Genomic DNA, 17,717 nt, shown 5'->3' on the forward strand with positions numbered 1-17,717 from the left:
CGGGCGGCTTCGCTCAGGCGGGTTCGTCGGCGGCCTTTTCGACGAGGGTGAGCAGGGTGGCGAGGTCGTCGGGGCGGGTGTCGGGGTTGAGCAGGGTGGCTTTGAGCCAGAGGCGGTCGTCGAGGCGGGCGCGGCCGAGGACGGCGCGGCCCTGGTGGAGGAGTCTTCGGCGTACGGCGGCGACGGCGTCGTCGGTGGTGTGTGCGGGCCGGAACAGGACCGTGCTGATGGTGGGGCGGTCGTGGAGCTCGAAGCCCGGATGGTCCCTCACGAGGGCGGCGAACTCCTGGGCCCGGTCGCAGACTTGGTCGACGAGTGCGCCGAGGCCGGTGCGGCCGAGGGTTTTGAGGGTGACGGCGATCTTGAGGATGTCGGGGCGGCGGGTGGTGCGCAGGGAGCGGCCGAGGAGGTCGGGGAGGCCGGCTTCGGTGTCGTCGTCGGCGTTGAGGTAGTCGGCGTGCTGGTTCAGGGCGGTGAGGTCGTGGGGGTCGCGGACGGCGAGGAGGCCGGCTGCGACCGGCTGCCAGCCGAGTTTGTGCAGGTCGAGGGTGATGGTGTGGGCGTGGTCCAGGCCGGTGAGTTTGGTGCGGTGGCGGTCGCTGAGGAGGAGACCTCCACCGTAGGCGGCGTCGATGTGCAGGCGGGCGTGGTGGGCGGCGCACAGGGCGGCGATCTCGGGGAGGGGGTCGATGAGTCCGGCGTCGGTGGTACCGGCGGTGGCGGCGACGAGGTGGGGCCCGGGGAGGGTGGTGAGGGCCTCGTCGAGGGCGGCGGGGTCGAGGGTGCCGGTGGGGGCGGGGAGGGTGACGGGGTCGGGCAGGCCGAGGAGCCAGGCGGCGCGGGGCAGTGAGTGGTGGGCATTGGCTCCGCAGATCAGGCGGAGGCCGGTGCCGTGGATCTCGCGGGCGAGGAGGAGAGCGAGTTGGTTGGATTCGGTGCCGCCGGTGGTGATCAGGGCGTCGGGTGAGGGCGGGGTGGCTGCTCCGGCGTAGATCTCGGCGGCGAGCGCGCGGGTGACGAGCGTCTCCAGCTCGGATGCCGCGGGGGCCTGGTCCCAGGAGTCGAGGGAGGGGTTGAGGACGCTCGCGGCGAGGTCGGCGGCGGTGGCGACGGCGAGGGGCGGGCAGTGCAGATGGGCGGCGCACAGGGGGTCGGCGGGGTCGGCGGCGCCTTCGGCGAGGGCGTGCACGAGGGTGTGGAGGGCTTCGGGGTCGCCGTGCTGTGGCAGTACGTCGCCGAGGGCGGCCCGCAGGCGTGCGGCGACGGCGGCGGGTCCGCCGGCGGGCAGGGGGCCGCCGCGTGCGTGTGCGCCCTCGTCGAGTGCTTGGAGCACGGTGTCGAGCAACGGCCTCAGGGCGTGGGGGCCTTCGGGGCCGGAGGCCAGGCTCGGTGTGCTCATGGGTTCCTCCCGGGCGCGCGGGCAGAGGGGGTTCCAGCTTGTCGGTGGATGCGTGCGCGTGCCCGGGAGGTTCAACGATCGGAACCCGAAAGGGTGTCCTTACGGCTTTCCTACGGGGAAGACGTGTTGCGGTTCAGGGGTTTTGTGGGGTGTTGGGGTATGGGGGGCTTTGGGTAGGGGGCCGTGGGTCCGGTGTCAGGCCCGGAAGTCGTCCGTGTGGTCGTCGGCCCAGGTGGCGAAGGTGCGGGCCGGGGTTCCGGTGATCTTTTCGACGGTGGTGGTGATCTCCGGGGGGACGCCGACGGTGGCCGCGAAGGATGTCAGCAGGCTCTCGCGCAGCTGCGGCGGGAGGTGCGGGAAGAGTTCGGGTCCGGCCTGGTCAGGGGCCACCTCGACGAAGTCCAGATGGCGTCCGATCGCCCGGCCGATGGTGGCGATCTGGTCGGCGTTGCTGATCGCCTCGGGCCCGGTGAGGCGGTGGACGGCGCCTTCGTGGCCGGGGTCGAGGAGGGCGCGTTCGGCGACGGCGGCGATGTCGTCCTCGTGGATGGGGGCGCTCAGTCCGCCCGCGAAGACGCCGCGGACGGTGTCACCGGTGCGGATCTGCGGTGCCCAGTGCAGGGCGTTGGTGGCGAACGCGTTGGGGCGCAGGAAGGTCCACTCCAGGCCGCTGTCGCGGATCGCGCGTTCCACGGTGGCGTGCATGACGTGGATGGGGTGGGTCTCGTCGGCGCCGTCCTGGATGATCCCGGAGGACAGCAGGACGACGTGCCGGACGCCGGCCGCTCGGGCCGCCGCCAGCAGGTCGGTGCCGGCCTGGATGTAGAGGAAGAGCTTGGTCGCTCCCTCGAACAGGGCCTCGGGCCGGTCGTGCTGGAGCCGTACCACCTCGGCCCCGGCGGGCAGTTCGGCCCGCTGCGGATCCCGGGTCAGGGCCCGCACCGGCCGCCCGTCGGCGACGAGGCGTTGGACGAGGGCACGGCCGACGTTGCCGGTGGCGCCGGTCACTACGATCACGGGGTGCCTCCTGAGGAGAGTTCGGGCTGATCGTCCTTCGTCCGGTCGAGCCTAGGAAGGACGATCAGCTCCCCGCATCGTCGTCAGGGACCAGCCGCACCCGCGACGTCGTACGTCCCCGGTCCTACGCCTGCCTCACCCGCAACGCCCGTGCCAGGTCGTCGAGTTCGTCCGTCAGGCTGCGGCGCAGTGCGGGGATCGGGTCGGCGGTGTCGAGGCACTCCTGGCCGAGTTGCAGGTTCTCGGTGTCGACGGCGTGGGCGGGGAAGGCCCAGCGGCCGACGGCGGTGGCGATGGCGGGGCCGCGGCGGGCGGCGAGGGCGACGGCGTCCTCGTAGTAGCGGGGCACGTACTCGCGTACCAGGTCGGCCTGTTCGGGCTGCCAGAAGCCGCGGGCGGTGGCGGTGAAGAGATAGTTCGACAGGTCGGTGCGCTCGTCCGTACCGAACATGGCCTGCCAGGCCCTGGCCTTGGCTTCGGCGTCGGGCAGGGCGGCGCGGCAGCGGGCGGCGCCTTCCTGGCCGGTGGCGGAGGGGTCGCGGTCGAGTTCGGCGGCGATGGCCTGCTCGTCGGTGGCGCCGAGGACGGCGAGGCGGGCGAGGACGCGCCAGCGCAGTTCGGGGTCGAGTTCGGGGCCGCCGGGGACGGTGCCGTCGGCGAGCCAGGCGGCGATGGTGTCGGGGTGGGCGGCGACGTCGATGAGGTGGCGTACGGCGATCAGGCGCAGGCCGGGGTTGTCGCCGTCCTCGGTGCGGCGGATGAGGTCGCGGCACAGGGAGGTGAGGGTGGTCAGGGCCGCCGGACGCTGTTCGGGGGTGAGGTAGCGGTCGGCGACCTTGGTGGCGGCGAAGGCGAGGACGCCCTGGACGAGGGCCAGGTCGGTTTCGTACGGGAGGTGGGTGCGGGCGGTGTCGAGGTAGGTGGTGGGCGGGAGCCCGCCGTCGCGGACCGCGTCGCGCAGGGCGTTCCAGACGACGGCGCGGGTGAGGGGGTCGGGCAGGCCGGAGAGGCTGCTGCGGACGGTGTCGAAGGACTCGGGGTCGAAGCGGATCTTGGCGTAGGTGAGGTCGCCGTCGTTGAGGAGGAGCAGGGCGGGGCGCTTGCCGAGGGGCTCGGGCGTGGTGTGGGGGATGTCGAGGTCGAGGCGGTCGCGCAGGATGAGGTGGCGGCCCTCGTCGGCGACGTCCGGGTCGTAGAGGCCGACGGCGATGCGGTGCGGGCGGCTGCCGGTGTGTTCGACGGTGAGGGTGCAGGTGCCGTCGTCGCCGGGGGTGACCACGGGGGTGAGGGTGTCGACGCCGGTGGTGCGCAGCCAGGCGTCGGCCCAGGCGTGGACGTCGCGTTCGGTGGCGGAGGCGAGGGAGTCGATGAAGTCGGCGAGGGCGGCGTTGGCGAACTTGTGGCGGGCGAAGTGGGTGTTGATGCCGGCGAGGAAGTCCTTCTCGCCGAGCCAGGTCACGAGTTGGCGTAGTGCGGAGGCGCCCTTGGCGTACGAGATGCCGTCGAAGTTGAGGAGGGCGGAGGCCGTGTCGTTGACGTTCTCGGGCGCTACGGGGTGGGTGGACGGGCGCTGGTCGGCGTCGTAGCCCCAGGCCTTGCGGACGACTCCGAAGTCGGTCCAGGTGTCGCTGAAGCGGGTCGCTTCGGTGAGGGTCTGGTAGCCCATGTACTCGGCGAAGGACTCGTTCAGCCAGATGTCGTCCCACCAGCGGAGGGTGACGAGGTCACCGAACCACATATGGGCCATCTCGTGGGCGATGACCATGGCGCGGGTCTGGCGCTCGGTGTCGGTGACGGCGGAGCGGTAGACGAAATCGTCGCGGAAGGTGACCAGGCCGGGGTTCTCCATGGCGCCGGCGTTGAACTCGGGGACGAAGGCCTGGTCGTAGGAGTCGAAGGGGTAGGGCTCCTCGAATTTTTCGTGGTAGCGGTCGTAGCACTGCTTGGTGATCTCGAGGAGTTCCTCGGCGTCCGCGTCGAGGTGGGGGGCGAGGGAGCGGCGGCAGTGCAGGCCGAAGGGCAGGTCGCGGTGTTCGGTGCGCACGGAGTGCCAGGGGCCGGCGGCGACGGCGACGAGGTAGGTGGAGATCAGCGGGGTGGTGGCGGCCTGCCAGCGGCCTTCGCCGAGGTGTTCGGTGATGCCGTTGGCGAGGACGCTCCAGCCTTCTGGGGCCGTCACGGTGAGGTCGAAGACGGCCTTGAGGTCGGGCTGGTCGAAGGCGGCGAAGACGCGCTGGACGTCGTCCATGAACAGCTGGGTGTAGACGTAGGTCTCGCCGTCGGTGGGGTCGGTGAAGCGGTGCATGCCCTCGCCGGTGCGGGAGTAGCGCATGCTCGCGTCGAGGTGCAGTTCGTGCTCGCCGGCGGTGAGGTTCTTCAGGGGCAGGCGGTTGCCGTCGAGGGTTTCCGGGTCGAGGGGCTGCCCGTCGAGGGTGGCGGTGCGCAGCTGGGCGGGCTTGAGCTCGACGAAGGTGTCGGCGTCCGTGCGCGCGGTGAAGCGGATGACGGTGCGGGAGTCGAAGGTCTCGTCGCCGGTGGTCAGATCGAGGTCGATCGTGTAGCGGTGGACGTCGAGGAGCTTGGCACGGGTCTGCGCTTCGTCGCGCGTCAGAACGGACATGCAGGTAATGCTGCCCGATGGCACTGACAAGGCACAGGGGCGGACCGTTACGCGCCCTATGTCCGCTCCTCTTCGAGCTCCCCGCCCAGCGCCTGGCTGAGGCGCTGGGCGGGGAGGCGGGCGTCGGGGTGGGGCAGGGCGGCCGGGCGGTGGCCGGGGTCGTCGGCGTCGGCGTGGTCCTTGACGAGGGCGCGCAGTTCGCGGATCTCCTGCTCCAGGGCGAGGTGGCGGCGGTGGGCGTCGTAGAGGTAGCGGACCTTGGTGCGCAGCGACCAGGGGTCTATGGGTTTCATGACGAGGTCGGCGACGCCGAGGGCGAAGGCGGTGGAGGTCAGTAACTGGTCGGGGCCGAAGCCGGTGAGGAGGATGACCGGGATGTGCTGGGTCTGTTCCACGCGCCGCATGTAGCGCACCACGTCCAGGCCGCTGACGCCGGGCATGCGGACGTCGAGCAGCAGGAGGCCGACCTGTCCGCGGAGCACCTGCTTGAGGGCCTCGTCGCCGTTGGTGGCGCGGCCCAGCTGATAGCCCAGCGGGGCCAGGGCACTCTCCAGGGCGTACAGGGTGTCCTCGTGGTCGTCCACGATGAGGATCTTGGCTTCCGGCATGGCCCGTCGTCCCTCCTGCGTGGACAACCAGCTTATGTCCGAGGTGCTGACGTGCCGTGGCCGTCAGCTGACAAGGAGTGCACAGCGCAGCATGCCCTGTGCGGGCCCTTCTGTCACGTCCTCTGCGGCATCGACCGAGGTCAATTCGCCGTTTTTGCGGAGCCGTTCACGGCGTCGTCAGCGATGCGTTCGTGGTGGCGGATCACTTCGGCGATGATGAAATTCAGGAACTTCTCAGCGAATGCCGGGTCCAGTTTGGCGCTTTCGGCGAGGGCGCGCAGCCGCTCGATCTGGCGGGCCTCGCGGGCGGGGTCGGCGGGCGGCAGTTTGTGTGCGGCCTTGAGGTGGCCGACCTGCTGGGTGGCCTTGAAGCGTTCGGCGAGCATGTGGATGACGGCTGCGTCGATGTTGTCGATGCTGTCGCGCAGCCGGGCGAGTTCCTCGCGGACGGCGGGGTCGACGTCGCGGGTGCCGGTGTTGCTGGTGGTCATGGGCGCCCAGCCTACGTGGCGGAGGTGGGTTCGATCATCGGTGGATCGTCGGGGTCGGGGACGCGGTTGCTCCAGCCGCCGGGGACGGCGCGGTACTGCTGAACGCGGAAGCGGACGGGCGGCATGCCGACGCGGCTGGTGAACAGGCGGGAGAAGTAGGCGGGGTCGTCGTAGCCGACGCGGCGGGCGACGGCGGCGACGGGGAGTTCGGTGGCGGCGAGGAGTTCCTTGGCGCGGCCGAGGCGGATGCCGAGCAGGTAGTCCTTGGGGCTGCAGCCGGCGCCGCGGCGTACGGCGGTGCGCAGTTCGGCGGGGGTCATGCCGTGCCGGGCGGCGTGGTCGGCGACGGTGAGGGGCAGGCAGGCGTCGCGGGCGAGGGCCTTGAGGACGGGGTCGCCGTCGGGGGCGAGGTCGGCTCGGGCGCGGCGCAGGGCGACGAGGAGTTCGTGGACGGCGGCGCCGGTCTCCACCTCCAGGAGGGGGTTGCCGCGGCGGGCGGCGCGGGCGATGCGGCCGATGACGGCGCGCGGGCCGGTGGCGTCGGAGAGGGGGACGACGGGGCGGTCGGGTTCGATGTAGCCGAGTTCGGTGTACGTGGTGGTGGCGGGCCCGGTGAAGACGGCGAAGCCCTCGTCCCAGCCGGTGGCGGGGTCGGGGGCGTAGTGGTGCGGTGTGCCGGGCGTGAGCCACAGCAGTGCGGGTGCGGTGACGGCGGTGCGGTGGCCGTCGGGGTGCTGGTACCAGCCGCTGCCGGTGGTGATGACGACGGCGACGTGGTGGTCGAGGGTGCGGGGGCCGACGGTGGGCAGGGCGCCGTACTGCAGGCCGACGCCGAGGCAGACGAGGCCGAGGCGGTGATGGACCGGTCCGGGCGTGAAGAACCGCATCCAGGTGTGGTACATCGGCGTGCTCCTCCCGGCGTCGTTCGGGCCACGGCCGGCCTTTGTTCGAGCCGCCGGCGAACGCCGTTGTCCGGGTCGTCGTCCGGCGGTCGTGTTTTCGTCCAAGCAGCGCCGATCTTTGTCCATGGACGTGATCGCCGCCAAGGGGTGAGGCTGGGGCGCATGACCGAGTTCGAGGTGGGGGAAACGGATTTCCTGCTGGACGGGCGCCCGGTGCGGCTGCTGTCCGGGGCACTGCACTACTTCCGGGTGCACGAGGAGCACTGGGGCCATCGGCTGGCGATGCTGCGGGCGATGGGCCTGAACTGCGTGGAGACCTATGTGCCGTGGAACCTCCACGAGCCGGGGCCGGGCACCTACGACGACGCGGGGGCCCTCGGCCGTTTCCTGGACGCGGCCCGCGGGGCGGGGCTGTGGGCGATCGTGCGGCCGGGGCCGTACATCTGCGCCGAGTGGGAGAACGGCGGGCTGCCGCACTGGCTGACGGGCGAGCTGGGCACGCGCGCGCGTACCCGTGACGAGCGATTCCTGAAACACCTGGAGCGCTGGTTCGGCGTGCTCCTGCCCGAGGTCGTGGACCGGCAGATCGACCGCGGCGGTCCGGTGGTCATGGTGCAGGTGGAGAACGAGTACGGCAGCTACGGCTCGGACGCCGAGTACCTGCGCCGTCTCGCCGACCTGCTGCGGGAGCGGGGCGTCACGGTGCCGCTGTGCACGTCGGACGGCCCGGAGGACCAGATGCTCAGCGGCGGCTGCATCCCGGGGGTGCTCGCCACGGTGAATTTCGGCTCCCGCGCGCGAGAGGGCTTCGAGACGCTGCGCCGCTACCGCCCCGAAGGTCCGCTGATGTGCATGGAGTTCTGGTGCGGCTGGTTCGACCACTGGGGCGGCGAGCACATCACCCGGGGCGCCGACGACGCCGCTGCCGCGCTGCGGGAGATCCTGGAGTGCGGGGCCTCGGTCAACCTGTACATGGCGCACGGCGGGACCAGCTTCGCCGGCTGGGCGGGCGCCAACCGGGGCGGCGGCGCGCTGCACGAGGGGCCGCTGGAGCCGGATGTGACCTCGTACGACTACGACGCCCCGATCGACGAGTTCGGCCGCCCGACGGAGAAGTTCTGGCGGCTGCGTGAGGTCCTCGCCGAGTACGCCGAGGGTCCGCTGCCCGAACTGCCGCCCGCGCCCGCGCGGTTGGGGGCGTCGGCCGAGGTGCGCCTGGACGGGTGGGCGCCGTTGGACGTCGTACTGGAGGCCCGGGGAGGGCCGGAGACCTCGGGGCCCGTGCCGCCCACCTTCGAGGAGCTGGACGTGGACCGCGGGCTCGTCCGGTATGCGGTGACGGTGCCGGGGCCGCGGCAGCCGTACCCGCTGACCGCTCGCGGTCTGCGGGATCTGGCGGTGGTGTACGTCGACGGTGAGCGGGCCGGTGTGCTCACCGAGGGCGACGAGCAGCTCAAGGAGCCGATCGCCGGGCACGCGCGTGTGGAGCTGTGGGTGGAGTCCCTGGGGCGGGTCAACTACGGGCCGCGCAGCGGGGAGCCCAAGGGGATCACCGGGGGTCTGCTGCACGAGCGGCAGTATCTGCACGGGGTACGCGCGCGTGGGCTGCGTCTGGATGCGCTGGACGACATCGGGGACGTCCCCTTCCAGCCGCTTGCCGGGAACGGCGCTCCGGGGCTGTACCGGGGGACGGTCACCGTGCGGGGCGCCGGGGACGCAAAGCTCGAACTGCCCGGTTGGACCCGAGGATTCGTGTGGGTCAACGGGTTCGACCTGGGCCGCTACTGGTCGGCGGGCCCGCAGCGCTCCCTGTACGTGCCCGGTCCCGTGCTGCACGAGGGCGAGAACGAGGTGTGGCTGCTGGAGTTCGAGGAGGCGGCAGCGGAGGCCGTGCTCCTGCGGGCCCTCTAGCGATCTTCAGGGTGGGCGGGTCGACGGGGCGGGCGAGCGGGGGAAAAACCGCTCACCTCCCCGTACAGTGGAATCGGGTTCAGGGCGTCTTGGGGGTTCGGGCGTGGCGAACGGCGGACCGGTCGAGCACGGCTACCCACACCTGGAGACGGTGCGGGCCGCCATCACCGCGCTCTACAAACGGTTGTCGTACGACACCATCCAGACCTTCTCCAGCAGCGTCCTGCCCGCCGATGTGGCCTTCTGCGACACCGACGACCTCTATCTGGGCGCACAGCGCGTGGCCCGCGAGCTGGTGCGCCACTACCGGCTGCCGGACGCCCGGCTGATCGTCGGCTTCCGCGAGATGCAGCACGCGGCGAACGTCGAACTGGCGGCGGGCCCCGAGTACTTCGTCGAGCTGAACGACCGTTTCCGCACCCATCGTCGTGACATCGGCGCCGCCCTGGCGCACGAGATCATGCACGTGTATCTGCACCGCCTGGACCTGTCCTTCCCCGGCACCCGCGACAACGAGATCCTCACGGACACGGCGACGACCTACCTGGGCGCGGGCTGGCTGCTGCTGGACGCCTACCGGGAGGACTCGACCTCCTCCCAGAAGCTCGGCTATCTGACCCCCGAGGAGTTCGGCTACGTCCTGGCGAAACGCGCGCTGGTCTTCGGCGAGGACCCGTCGATCTGGTTCACCAGCCCCCAGGCCTACGAGGCCTACACCCGGGGCATGGCGGAGGCCCGCCGCGACGAGCAGCAGCCCCCGCTGACGGCCGCCGGCTGGGCGGGCCGCCGCCGCTACGCCCGCGACCGCCGCCACGCCCCGGGGCCGCAGCCCGGCGTGCCCTACACCTTCACCCCGGACGGCGGCGGCCGGCTGCGCGTCTCGTTCCCCTGCCCGACCTGCCATCAGAAGATCCGGGTGCCGGTACGGGGGCGCGTCCGCGCGCGGTGTGCGCTGTGCCGGACGGTGCTGGAATGTGACACCTAGGGGGTGCTGTTCTGCTCCCGGCACTGCAGCGGGGGCCCGGGGGGCTGCCGCCCCCGGGCCCCCGCTTTCGGGCTGACCGGCCTCGTCCTCAAACGCCGGACGGGCTGAAGGACACCGCCCGCCGCGGCAGTCCTGCGCAGAGCACCGCGCACGCCACGAACACCGCGGTCACCCAGGGCATCGCCGCCGTCAGCGCGTCCGTCAGGCCGCTGCCCGCGTGGTCGAAGAACACCGTGCCGACCGTGGCCGCCCCGAGCGCGCCCCCGAACTGCTGTGCCGTGGAGAAGATCCCGGACGCCCCGCCCGCCAGCTCCGCAGGCACCGCGGACAGCACCACGTTCACCAGCGGCACCACCAGGAAGCCCAGTCCGGCTCCCGCGACCACCAGGCCCGGGACCATCGGCCAGGCGCCGGTGTGTACGGGGGGCGCGTCGGTGACGGCTGCCCACACCCAGGCCAGACCGGCGGCCATCATCAGGGCGCCGGCTCCGAGCACCAGGCGCCCGAACCGGATAGGCGGAGACCAGCCACTGCAGCTCGCTCTGCGAGGCGTGCAGGTCACGGCCGATGGACGGGATCGCCACATTGACGATCGTGACGTCCAGCAGGTCCATCAGCGCCGCGATCATCATCACGACGGCGGCGGCCCAGCGGCGCGGATACGGACCCGCTTCGGTGGGCGGGGACATGGCAAGGGTGGTGGTCATGGCGTCTCCCGTTGGTCCGGATTTCGTCGAGTCCAGATTTATTTCGTTCGGACGAACGAAAGACTTGCACCGAAGCATGGGTGATCGCAAGTACTTAGTTCGGCCGAACGAAATATTTGCTACGCTGACGCCATGAGCGGCAGCGAGACGGGATCCGAACGGCGGCTGGTGCCGAACCTCGAGGCGGCCGTCCCCACGGACGACAAGCGGCGGGCCGAGACACTGTTGCGGCTGTTCGCCGCGGGCCGCGAGAACAGCGGGGCCACCGTGATGTTCCACTCCGCGGTGTCCGCCAGGCAGGGGCTGATCCCGAGCGAGGAGAAGGCCCTCGACCTCCTGGAGCGGCATGGCCCGCTGACCGCGAAGGACCTCGCCGAGCACACCGGCCTGGCTCCCGCATCCGTCACGGGCCTGGTCGACCGCCTCGAAGCCAAGGAATTCGTACGCCGGGTGAAGCATCCGACGGACAAGCGGCGGGTGCTCGTCGAGCTGAACCGGGAGAAGATCGCCCATCTCTTCGCGTTCTTCGAGGAGTGGGCGCGCGACATCGCCGCGGCGTGCGAGGCGTTCAGCACGGACGAGCTGGACACCGTGATCCGCTTCCTGCAGGTGATGACTCAGGAGCAGCGCAAGGCCGCCGCCCGTCTCAGCGGCTGAGGGGGCTCAGGCCCCGTACACCGCGCCCGGCTCCGCCGCCTCCGCGAGCAGTTTCAGCGCCGTCTCCCCCGCCTCACCGGGACTCCAGCGCGCCCCCTTGTCGGCGCTCGGACCCGGCCGCCAGCCCTCCATGACCGTGATCCGGCCACCCTCCGCCTCGAACACGCGCCCGCTCACACCGGCGCTCGCGGCGGAGCCGAGCCAGACGACGAGCGGGGAGACGTTTTCCGGGGCCATCGCGTCGAAGCCGTCGGCGGGCGCCGTCATCGTCTCGGCGAAGGTGCGTTCCGTCATCCGGGTGCGAGCGGCGGGCGCGACGGCGTTGACCTGGATGCCGTAGCGGCGCAGTTCGGCCGCGGCGACCAGCGTCAGGCCGACGATGCCGGCCTTGGCAGCGCTGTAGTTGCCCTGTCCGACCGACCCCAGCAGCCCGGCGCCGCTGCTGGTGTTGACGATCCGGGCCACCGGCATACGGCCCGCCTTGGCCTCGGCCCGCCAGTGCGCGGCAGCGTGTTTCAGCGGCAGGAAGTGGCCCTTGAGGTGAACGCGCAGAACGGCGTCCCAGTCGTCCTCGTCGAGGTTGACGAGCATCCGGTCGCGCAGGAAGCCGGCGTTGTTGACGAGGGTGTCGAGCCGGCCGTACGTCTCCAGGGCCGTCGCGATGAGGGAGGCCGCCCCTTCGGTGGTGGCGATGTCGCCGCCGTGGGCGATCGCCTGGCCGCCCGCCGCGCGGATCTCGTCCACCACCCGCCCGGCCGGACTGTCGGGGCCCGGCGCCCCGTCCAGGCCCACCCCCAGGTCGTTCACGACCAGCCGGGCGCCCTCCGTCGCGTACGCGCGCGCGTGCGCTCGCCCGAGGCCGCGGCCGGCGCCGGTGACGACCACGACCCGCCCGTCGCAGATTCCGCTCATCTCATGTCTCCTTGTTGGCAGTTGCCGCATCCAGGAACGCCGGCCGCTCCCCTCCCCCGTGCACCAGCAGGCTCGACCCGCTGATGTAGGCGGCCGCGTCGGAGGCCAGGAACACTGCGGCCGCGCCCACGTCGGCGGGGGTGGCCAGACGGCCGAGTGGCACCGTGCGGGAGACCGCCTCGATGCCGTCCTCGCCGCCGTAGTGGAGGTGGGCCAGTTCGGTGCGGACCATGCCGACGACGAGGGTGTTGACACGCACCTCGGGCGCCCACTCCACGGCCATCGAACGGGCGAGGCTCTCCAGGCCCGCCTTGGCCGCCCCGTAGGCGGCGGAACCGGGTGAGGGGCGGCTGCCGCTGACGCTGCCGATCATCACCACGGAGCCCTGCGCCCGCCTGAGGTGTTCGTACGCGGCGAGGGAGGCCGTGAGCGGCGCGAGGAGGTTCAGCTCCAGCACGCGCGCGTGCCGCTCGGCTTCCGCGTCGGCCAGCAGCCGGTAGGGCCCGCCGCCCGCGTTGTTGACCAGGACGTCCAGCCGGGGGAGCCCGGCGAAGAAGGACCGTACGGCGGGTGGGTCGCGCAAGTCCAGGGGGGCGAACTCGACGGCCTCGAACGGAACTTCGGGCGGTCTGCGGGCACAGGCGACGACCTCGGCACCGGCCTCGGCGAAGGCCTGCGCGATCCCGGCCCCGACACCCCGGGTGCCGCCGGTGACGACGACGGTCCTGCCGCTCAGCTGCGGCCGGGGCACGCTACTCATGGCGGCCTCGCGATGCCCGCGGCGACCACCGCTTCCGACCTGCTCTTTCTGCTGGGGGTCCGGGGGTCGCCCCCCGGAAAAACGCAGTATCCACAGGCCTCCCGCTCCGATCCGAGGGCTGCTAGCTTCGAAGCCTCGCACCTAACAAATGTTTGGTGGAAAGGCGTTGGTTGGAAAGGTAGCTGATGTGCCCATGGGTGTCTCCACCTCGTCCCCGGAAAAGGGACCCGAAAAAAGCGGCATCGCCGTCGTGACGGTCGACTTCCCGCCGGTGAACGCGCTGCCGGTGGACGGCTGGTTCGCGCTGGCCGACGCGGTGCGCGCGGCGGGCCGCGATCCGCAGGTGCGGTGCGTGGTGCTGGCCGCGCAGGGGCGGGGGTTCAATGCGGGCGTGGACATCAAGGAGATACAGGCGCAGGGTCCGAGCGCGCTGGCCGGCGCCAACCGTGGCTGCTTCGAGGCGTTCGCGGCGGTGTACGAGTGCGCGGTGCCCGTGGTGGCGGCGGTGCAGGGCTTCTGCCTGGGCGGCGGGATCGGGCTGGTGGGGAACGCGGACGTGATCGTGGCCAGCGAGGACGCCACCTTCGGGCTGCCCGAGCTGGACCGGGGCGCCCTGGGCGCGGCCACGCACCTGTCCCGGCTGGTCCCGCAGCACCTGATGCGGGCGCTGTACTACACCTCCCGCACCGCGACCGCCGCCGAGCTGCACGCGCACGGCTCGGTGTGGCGGGTGGTGCCGCGGGAGGAACTGCGGTCAGCCGCCCTGGAGTTGGCGGGCGAGATAGCCGCCAAGGACGGTGAGCTGCTGCGGCTGGCCAAGGCCGCCATCAACGGCATCGATCCGGTCGACGTGCGCCGCAGCTACCGCTTCGAGCAGGGCTTCACCTACGAGGCGAACGCGATCGGGGTGGGCGACCGCGTCCGCGACACCTTCGGCAAGGAGAAGAACGAGAGGGATGAGAGGGAGGGTGCACAGGCGTGAGTGACAAGACGATGACCGCCGAGCAGGTCGTCTCCCGTCTGCACAGCGGCATGACCCTCGGCATCGGCGGCTGGGGTTCACGGCGCAAGCCGATGGCCCTGGTCAGGGCGCTGCTGCGGTCCGGCATCGGTGACCTGACCGTCATCTCGTACGGCGGCCCGGACATCGGCATGCTCGCGGCCGCCGGACGGATCCGGAAACTGGTGGCGCCCTTCGTCACCCTCGACTCCATCCCCCTCGAACCGCACTACCGCGCGGCCCGCGAGGGCGGTGCCTTCGAGCTCATGGAGATCGACGAGGCGATGTTCATGTGGGGGCTGCACGCGGCGGCGAACCGGCTGCCGTTCCTGCCGGTGCGGGCCGGGATCGGCTCGGACGTGATGCGGGTCAACCCCGGGCTGCGGACGGTGACTTCGCCCTATGAGGACGGGGAGACGTTCGTGGCGATGCCCGCCCTGCGGATGGATGCGGCCCTGGTGCACCTGGGCCGTGCCGACCGGCTGGGCAACGGGCAGTACCTGGGCCCCGACCCGTACTTCGACGACCTGTTCTGCGAGGCGGCGGACGCGGCGTACCTGTCGTGCGAGCGGATCGTCGACACCGCCGAGTTGACGAAGGAGGCCGCACCGCAGACCCTGCTCGTCAGGCGCCATACGGTGACCGGGGTCGTCGAGGCCCCGAACGGCGCCCACTTCACCTCCTGCGCACCCGACTACGAGCGGGACGAGGCCTTCCAGAAGCAGTACGCGTCCACGCCGTGGCCGGAGTTCGCCGCACGGTTCCTCGCCGGGGACGAACAGGCCTACCAGTCGGCGGTCAGGGAGGCGACATGAGCGAGGTCAGCCGCGCCGAGTACTGCGTGATCGCCTGCGCCGAGGCCTGGCGGGACAACGGTGAGGTGCTCGCCAGCCCCATGGGACTGATCCCGTCCATCGGCGCCCGGCTCGCCCGGCTCACCTTCTCCCCGGACCTGCTGCTGACCGACGGCGAGGCGATGCTGGTCCGCCCGGACGGGACACCGGAGGGCTGGCTGCCGTACCGGCAGCATCTCGCCCTGGTCTCCGGCGGCCGCCGGCACGTGATGATGGGCGCGAGCCAGCTCGACCGGTTCGGCAACCAGAACATCTCGTGCATCGGTGACTGGCAACGGCCCACGCGGCAGCTGCTCGGGGTGCGGGGCGCACCGGTCAACACCCTCAACAACCCGACCAGTTACTGGGTGCCGAGGCATTCGCGGCGCGTGTTCGTCGAGAAGGTCGACATGGTCTGCGGGGTCGGATACGACCGTGCGGCCGGTGCGCGCTACCACCGCATCCCGTGTGTCGTCTCCGATCTGGGCGTCTTCGACTTCGCCACCCCCGACCACTCGATGCGGCTTGCTTCCCTGCACCCGGGTGTCACGGTGGAGCAGGTCAGGGAGGCGACGGGCTTCGATCTGACCGTCCCGGACGAGGTGCCGCCGACGCGTGAGCCGACCTCGGAGGAGCTGCGGCTGATCCGTGAGGTGATCGACCCGGCCTGCAGCCGTGCCAGGGAGGTCGGTTCGTGATGGAGACGGCTCTCACCCGGTTGGTCGGCATCCGGCATCCGCTCGTGCAGACGGGCATGGGGTGGGTGGCGGGCCCGCGTCTGGTCTCCGCTTCGGCGAACGCGGGCGCGCTGGGCATCCTGGCCTCCGCGACCATGACGGCCGACCGGCTGCGGGAGGCGATAAGGGAGGTCAAGTCCCGTACGGACGCGCCGTTCGGGGTCAATCTGCGGGCCGACGCCTCGGATGCGGGCGACCGGGTGCGGATCCTGATCGAGGAGAAAGTGCGGGTGGCCTCCTTCGCCCTCGCGCCCTCCGCGGAGCTGATCGCGGAGCTGAAGGAGGCGGGCGTGGTCGTCATCCCCTCCATAGGGGCCCGTCGGCACGCCGAGAAGGTCGCGGCCTGGGGCGCGGACGCCGTGATCGTGCAGGGCGGCGAGGGCGGCGGGCACACCGGCGAGGTCGCGACGACGGTGCTGCTGCCGCAGGTGGTGGACGCGGTGCGGATACCGGTGGTGGCTGCGGGCGGATTCTTCGACGGTCGGGGGCTGGTCGCTGCCCTGGCGTACGGGGCGGCCGGGGTGGCGATGGGCACACGGTTCCTGCTCACCTCCGACTCGACGGTGCCGGACGCGGTGAAAGCCAGGTATCTGGCGGCGACGGTCAAGGACGTCACGGTGACCACGGCGGTGGACGGGCTGCCGCACCGGATGCTGCGCACGGACCTGGTGGCCGCGCTGGAGGGCTCCGGCCGGGCGAGAGCCCTGCTGCACGCCATGCGCCGGGCGGCAGGGTTCCGGAAGCTGTCGGGGCTGACCTGGCGGCAGATGGTGCGCGACGGGCTCGCCATGAAGCATGGCAAGGACCTCACCTGGAGCCAGGTCCTGCTCGCCGCCAACACCCCGATGTTGCTCAGATCGGCCATGGTGGACGGCCGTACGGACCTCGGGGTGATGGCGTCCGGGCAGGTCGCCGGGGTGATCGAGGACCTGCCCCGGTGTGCGGAGCTGGTGGAGCGGATCATGAAGGAGGCGGAGGGGGTCCTCGCGTCGCTGGGGTCGCTCAGATCCGTTCGATGATCGTCACGTTGGCCTGGCCACCGCCCTCGCACATCGTCTGCAGTCCGAACCGGCCGCCGGTGCGCTCCAGTTCGTGCAGCAGGGTGGTCATGAGCTTGACCCCGGTCGCGCCCAGGGGGTGGCCGAGGGCGATCGCGCCGCCGTTGACGTTGACCTTGTCCGGGTCGGCGCCGGTCTCCTTCAGCCAGGCCAGGACGACCGGCGCGAAGGCCTCGTTGATCTCGACCAGGTCGATGGCGTCGATGGTCAGGCCGGTCTTCTTCAGGGCGTGGGCGGTGGCCGGTATCGGCGCGGAGAGCATGCGGATCGGGTCCTCGCCGCGCACGGAGAGGTGGTGCACGCGCGCGCGTGGCGTCAGTCCGTGCTCGCGTACCGCCCGCTCGGAGGCGAGCAGCATCGCCGCCGCCCCGTCGGAGACCTGGGAGGAGCAGGCGGCGGTGACGGTGCCGCCGTCGAGGACCGGCTTCAGCCCGGCCATCTTCTCCAGGGAGGTGTCCCGGCGCGGGCCCTCGTCGACGGCGACCGGGCCGTAGGCGACGGTCTCGCGGTCGAAGCGGCCCTCGTCGATGGCGCGCAGCGCCCGCTGATGGGACCTGAGCGCGAACTCCTCCTGGTCCCGGCGGCTGATCCCCCACTTGGCGGCGATCATCTCGGCGCCGACGAACTGGTTCACCGGCTGGTCCCCGTACCGTGCGCGCCAGCCCTCGCTGCCCGCGAAGGGGCCTGCGGTGAACCCCAGCGGCTCGGCGGCCTGGCGGGTCGCGAAGGCGATGGGGATCTGCGACATGTTCTGCACCCCGCCGGCGACCACCAGGTCCTGCGTGCCCGACAGCACGCCCTGCGCCGCGAAGTGCACGGCCTGCTGCGAGGACCCGCACTGCCGGTCGATGGTCACGCCCGGCACCTCCTCGGGCAGCCCGGCCGCCAGCCAGCAGGTCCGCGCGATGTCCCCGGCCTGCGGCCCCACCGCGTCCAGACAGCCGAACACGACGTCCTCGACGGCGGCCGGATCCACTCCGGAGCGGACCATCAGCTCCTTCAGCACATGGGCACCGAGGTCGGCCGGGTGGACCCCGCTCAGCCCGCCCCCGCGCCGCCCCACGGGCGTACGGACCGCTTCGACGACATAGGCCTCGGCCATGGCAACTCCCCAGTCTTC

General features: G+C 71.8%; 18 protein-coding genes. 8 read left to right on the forward strand and 10 right to left on the reverse strand.

The features are described from left to right. Positions 1–13 precede the first annotated feature (13 nt). The 6 genes from ABD355_RS30295 to ABD355_RS30320 form a co-directional block, all read right to left on the reverse strand. Entirely contained in the window at positions 14–1,399 is a 1,386-nt protein-coding gene (locus tag ABD355_RS30295) for a pyridoxal phosphate-dependent decarboxylase family protein (protein WP_344403982.1), read from the reverse strand. A gap of 195 nt (positions 1,400–1,594) precedes the next feature. After that, complete coding sequence (locus ABD355_RS30300; protein ID WP_344403983.1) at positions 1,595–2,416, reverse strand: NmrA family NAD(P)-binding protein; 822 nt, start codon at positions 2,414–2,416, stop codon at positions 1,595–1,597. Between the two features lie 124 nt (positions 2,417–2,540). Beyond that, a complete protein-coding gene (pepN, locus tag ABD355_RS30305; protein WP_344403984.1) occupies positions 2,541–5,036 on the reverse strand; it encodes an aminopeptidase N in 2,496 nt (831 codons plus the stop codon). Positions 5,037–5,092: 56 nt separating this feature from the next. Further along, positions 5,093–5,644 carry a response regulator gene (locus ABD355_RS30310; protein ID WP_344403985.1) on the reverse strand — a complete coding sequence of 184 codons (552 nt, stop codon included), beginning with the start codon at positions 5,642–5,644 and terminating at the stop codon, positions 5,093–5,095. Between the two features lie 140 nt (positions 5,645–5,784). Continuing rightward, entirely contained in the window at positions 5,785–6,135 is a 351-nt protein-coding gene (locus tag ABD355_RS30315) for a chorismate mutase (RefSeq protein ID WP_030933038.1), read from the reverse strand. 11 nt (positions 6,136–6,146) lie between these two features. After that, positions 6,147–7,037 carry a helix-turn-helix domain-containing protein gene (locus tag ABD355_RS30320; protein ID WP_344403986.1) on the reverse strand — a complete coding sequence of 297 codons (891 nt, stop codon included), beginning with the start codon at positions 7,035–7,037 and terminating at the stop codon, positions 6,147–6,149. Positions 7,038–7,199: 162 nt separating this feature from the next. On the opposite strand from ABD355_RS30320, the gene ABD355_RS30325 reads away from it, so the two are divergent. Next, positions 7,200–8,948 (forward strand): glycoside hydrolase family 35 protein, encoded by a 1,749-nt coding sequence (locus ABD355_RS30325; protein ID WP_344403987.1) that lies wholly within the window; start codon positions 7,200–7,202, stop codon positions 8,946–8,948. Between the two features lie 103 nt (positions 8,949–9,051). Further along, positions 9,052–9,933: a hypothetical protein gene (locus ABD355_RS30330; protein WP_344403988.1), complete on the forward strand. Its 882-nt coding sequence runs from the start codon at positions 9,052–9,054 to the stop codon at positions 9,931–9,933. An 88-nt stretch (positions 9,934–10,021) separates the two neighbouring features. On the opposite strand, the gene ABD355_RS30335 is transcribed toward ABD355_RS30330, so the two are convergent. Continuing rightward, entirely contained in the window at positions 10,022–10,429 is a 408-nt protein-coding gene (locus ABD355_RS30335) for an MFS transporter (protein WP_344403989.1), read from the reverse strand. A 71-nt stretch (positions 10,430–10,500) separates the two neighbouring features. Between ABD355_RS30335 and ABD355_RS30340 the strand changes: the two genes are divergently transcribed. Both ABD355_RS30340 and ABD355_RS30345 read left to right on the forward strand, forming a co-directional pair. Next, positions 10,501–10,776, forward strand: coding sequence for a hypothetical protein (locus ABD355_RS30340; protein WP_344403990.1), 276 nt, complete (start codon positions 10,501–10,503; stop codon positions 10,774–10,776). Continuing rightward, entirely contained in the window at positions 10,773–11,297 is a 525-nt protein-coding gene (locus tag ABD355_RS30345; RefSeq protein ID WP_344403991.1) for a MarR family winged helix-turn-helix transcriptional regulator, read from the forward strand. Before ABD355_RS30340 ends, ABD355_RS30345 begins: the two co-directional genes overlap by 4 nt. Positions 11,298–11,303: 6 nt before the next feature. Here ABD355_RS30345 and ABD355_RS30350 read toward each other — a convergent pair whose 3' ends face one another. Both ABD355_RS30350 and ABD355_RS30355 read right to left on the reverse strand, forming a co-directional pair. After that, positions 11,304–12,209 (reverse strand): SDR family oxidoreductase, encoded by a 906-nt coding sequence (locus ABD355_RS30350; RefSeq protein ID WP_344403992.1) that lies wholly within the window; start codon positions 12,207–12,209, stop codon positions 11,304–11,306. Position 12,210: 1 nt separating this feature from the next. Then, positions 12,211–12,969: an SDR family oxidoreductase gene (locus tag ABD355_RS30355; RefSeq protein ID WP_344403993.1), complete on the reverse strand. Its 759-nt coding sequence runs from the start codon at positions 12,967–12,969 to the stop codon at positions 12,211–12,213. Positions 12,970–13,162: 193 nt separating this feature from the next. Here ABD355_RS30355 and ABD355_RS30360 point away from each other — a divergent pair, with 193 nt between their 5' ends. Genes ABD355_RS30360 through ABD355_RS30375 form a run of 4 tightly spaced genes read left to right on the forward strand, consistent with a single transcriptional unit; the run spans position 13,163 to position 16,558 of the window. Continuing rightward, positions 13,163–13,951, forward strand: a complete 789-nt coding sequence (locus ABD355_RS30360) for an enoyl-CoA hydratase family protein (RefSeq protein ID WP_344403994.1) — start codon at positions 13,163–13,165, stop codon at positions 13,949–13,951. Then, on the forward strand, positions 13,948–14,784 hold the full coding sequence (locus ABD355_RS30365; RefSeq protein WP_344403995.1) for a CoA transferase subunit A: 837 nt from the start codon (positions 13,948–13,950) through the stop codon (positions 14,782–14,784). The genes ABD355_RS30360 and ABD355_RS30365 overlap by 4 nt, the downstream gene beginning before the upstream one ends. Further along, positions 14,781–15,500 carry a CoA-transferase subunit beta gene (locus ABD355_RS30370; RefSeq protein ID WP_344403996.1) on the forward strand — a complete coding sequence of 240 codons (720 nt, stop codon included), beginning with the start codon at positions 14,781–14,783 and terminating at the stop codon, positions 15,498–15,500. Before ABD355_RS30365 ends, ABD355_RS30370 begins: the two co-directional genes overlap by 4 nt. Next, on the forward strand, positions 15,500–16,558 hold the full coding sequence (locus tag ABD355_RS30375) for an NAD(P)H-dependent flavin oxidoreductase (RefSeq protein ID WP_344403997.1): 1,059 nt from the start codon (positions 15,500–15,502) through the stop codon (positions 16,556–16,558). Before ABD355_RS30370 ends, ABD355_RS30375 begins: the two co-directional genes overlap by 1 nt. Here ABD355_RS30375 and ABD355_RS30380 read toward each other — a convergent pair. Further along, a complete protein-coding gene (locus tag ABD355_RS30380) occupies positions 16,542–17,699 on the reverse strand; it encodes an acetyl-CoA C-acetyltransferase (RefSeq protein WP_344403998.1) in 1,158 nt (385 codons plus the stop codon). The genes ABD355_RS30375 and ABD355_RS30380 overlap by 17 nt on opposite strands. Positions 17,700–17,717: the final 18 nt, after the last annotated feature.

Origin of the sequence: Streptomyces longisporus, assembly GCF_039532765.1 — a bacterium.
Taxonomy (GTDB): Bacteria; Actinomycetota; Actinomycetes; order Streptomycetales; family Streptomycetaceae; genus Streptomyces; species Streptomyces longisporus.

Coding starts and splice junctions, on each gene's coding strand:
- ABD355_RS30340 (WP_344403990.1), top strand. CDS start 10,501: ATGGACGGGATCGCCACATTGACGATCGTGACGTCCAGCAGGTCCATC.
- ABD355_RS30320 (WP_344403986.1), bottom strand. CDS start 7,037: ATGTACCACACCTGGATGCGGTTCTTCACGCCCGGACCGGTCCATCAC.
- ABD355_RS30370 (WP_344403996.1), top strand. CDS start 14,781: ATGAGCGAGGTCAGCCGCGCCGAGTACTGCGTGATCGCCTGCGCCGAG.
- ABD355_RS30315 (WP_030933038.1), bottom strand. CDS start 6,135: ATGACCACCAGCAACACCGGCACCCGCGACGTCGACCCCGCCGTCCGC.
- ABD355_RS30375 (WP_344403997.1), top strand. CDS start 15,500: ATGGAGACGGCTCTCACCCGGTTGGTCGGCATCCGGCATCCGCTCGTG.
- ABD355_RS30355 (WP_344403993.1), bottom strand. CDS start 12,969: ATGAGTAGCGTGCCCCGGCCGCAGCTGAGCGGCAGGACCGTCGTCGTC.
- ABD355_RS30350 (WP_344403992.1), bottom strand. CDS start 12,209: ATGAGCGGAATCTGCGACGGGCGGGTCGTGGTCGTCACCGGCGCCGGC.
- ABD355_RS30325 (WP_344403987.1), top strand. CDS start 7,200: ATGACCGAGTTCGAGGTGGGGGAAACGGATTTCCTGCTGGACGGGCGC.
- pepN (WP_344403984.1), bottom strand. CDS start 5,036: ATGTCCGTTCTGACGCGCGACGAAGCGCAGACCCGTGCCAAGCTCCTC.
- ABD355_RS30295 (WP_344403982.1), bottom strand. CDS start 1,399: ATGAGCACACCGAGCCTGGCCTCCGGCCCCGAAGGCCCCCACGCCCTG.
- ABD355_RS30380 (WP_344403998.1), bottom strand. CDS start 17,699: ATGGCCGAGGCCTATGTCGTCGAAGCGGTCCGTACGCCCGTGGGGCGG.
- ABD355_RS30345 (WP_344403991.1), top strand. CDS start 10,773: ATGAGCGGCAGCGAGACGGGATCCGAACGGCGGCTGGTGCCGAACCTC.
- ABD355_RS30360 (WP_344403994.1), top strand. CDS start 13,163: ATGGGTGTCTCCACCTCGTCCCCGGAAAAGGGACCCGAAAAAAGCGGC.
- ABD355_RS30310 (WP_344403985.1), bottom strand. CDS start 5,644: ATGCCGGAAGCCAAGATCCTCATCGTGGACGACCACGAGGACACCCTG.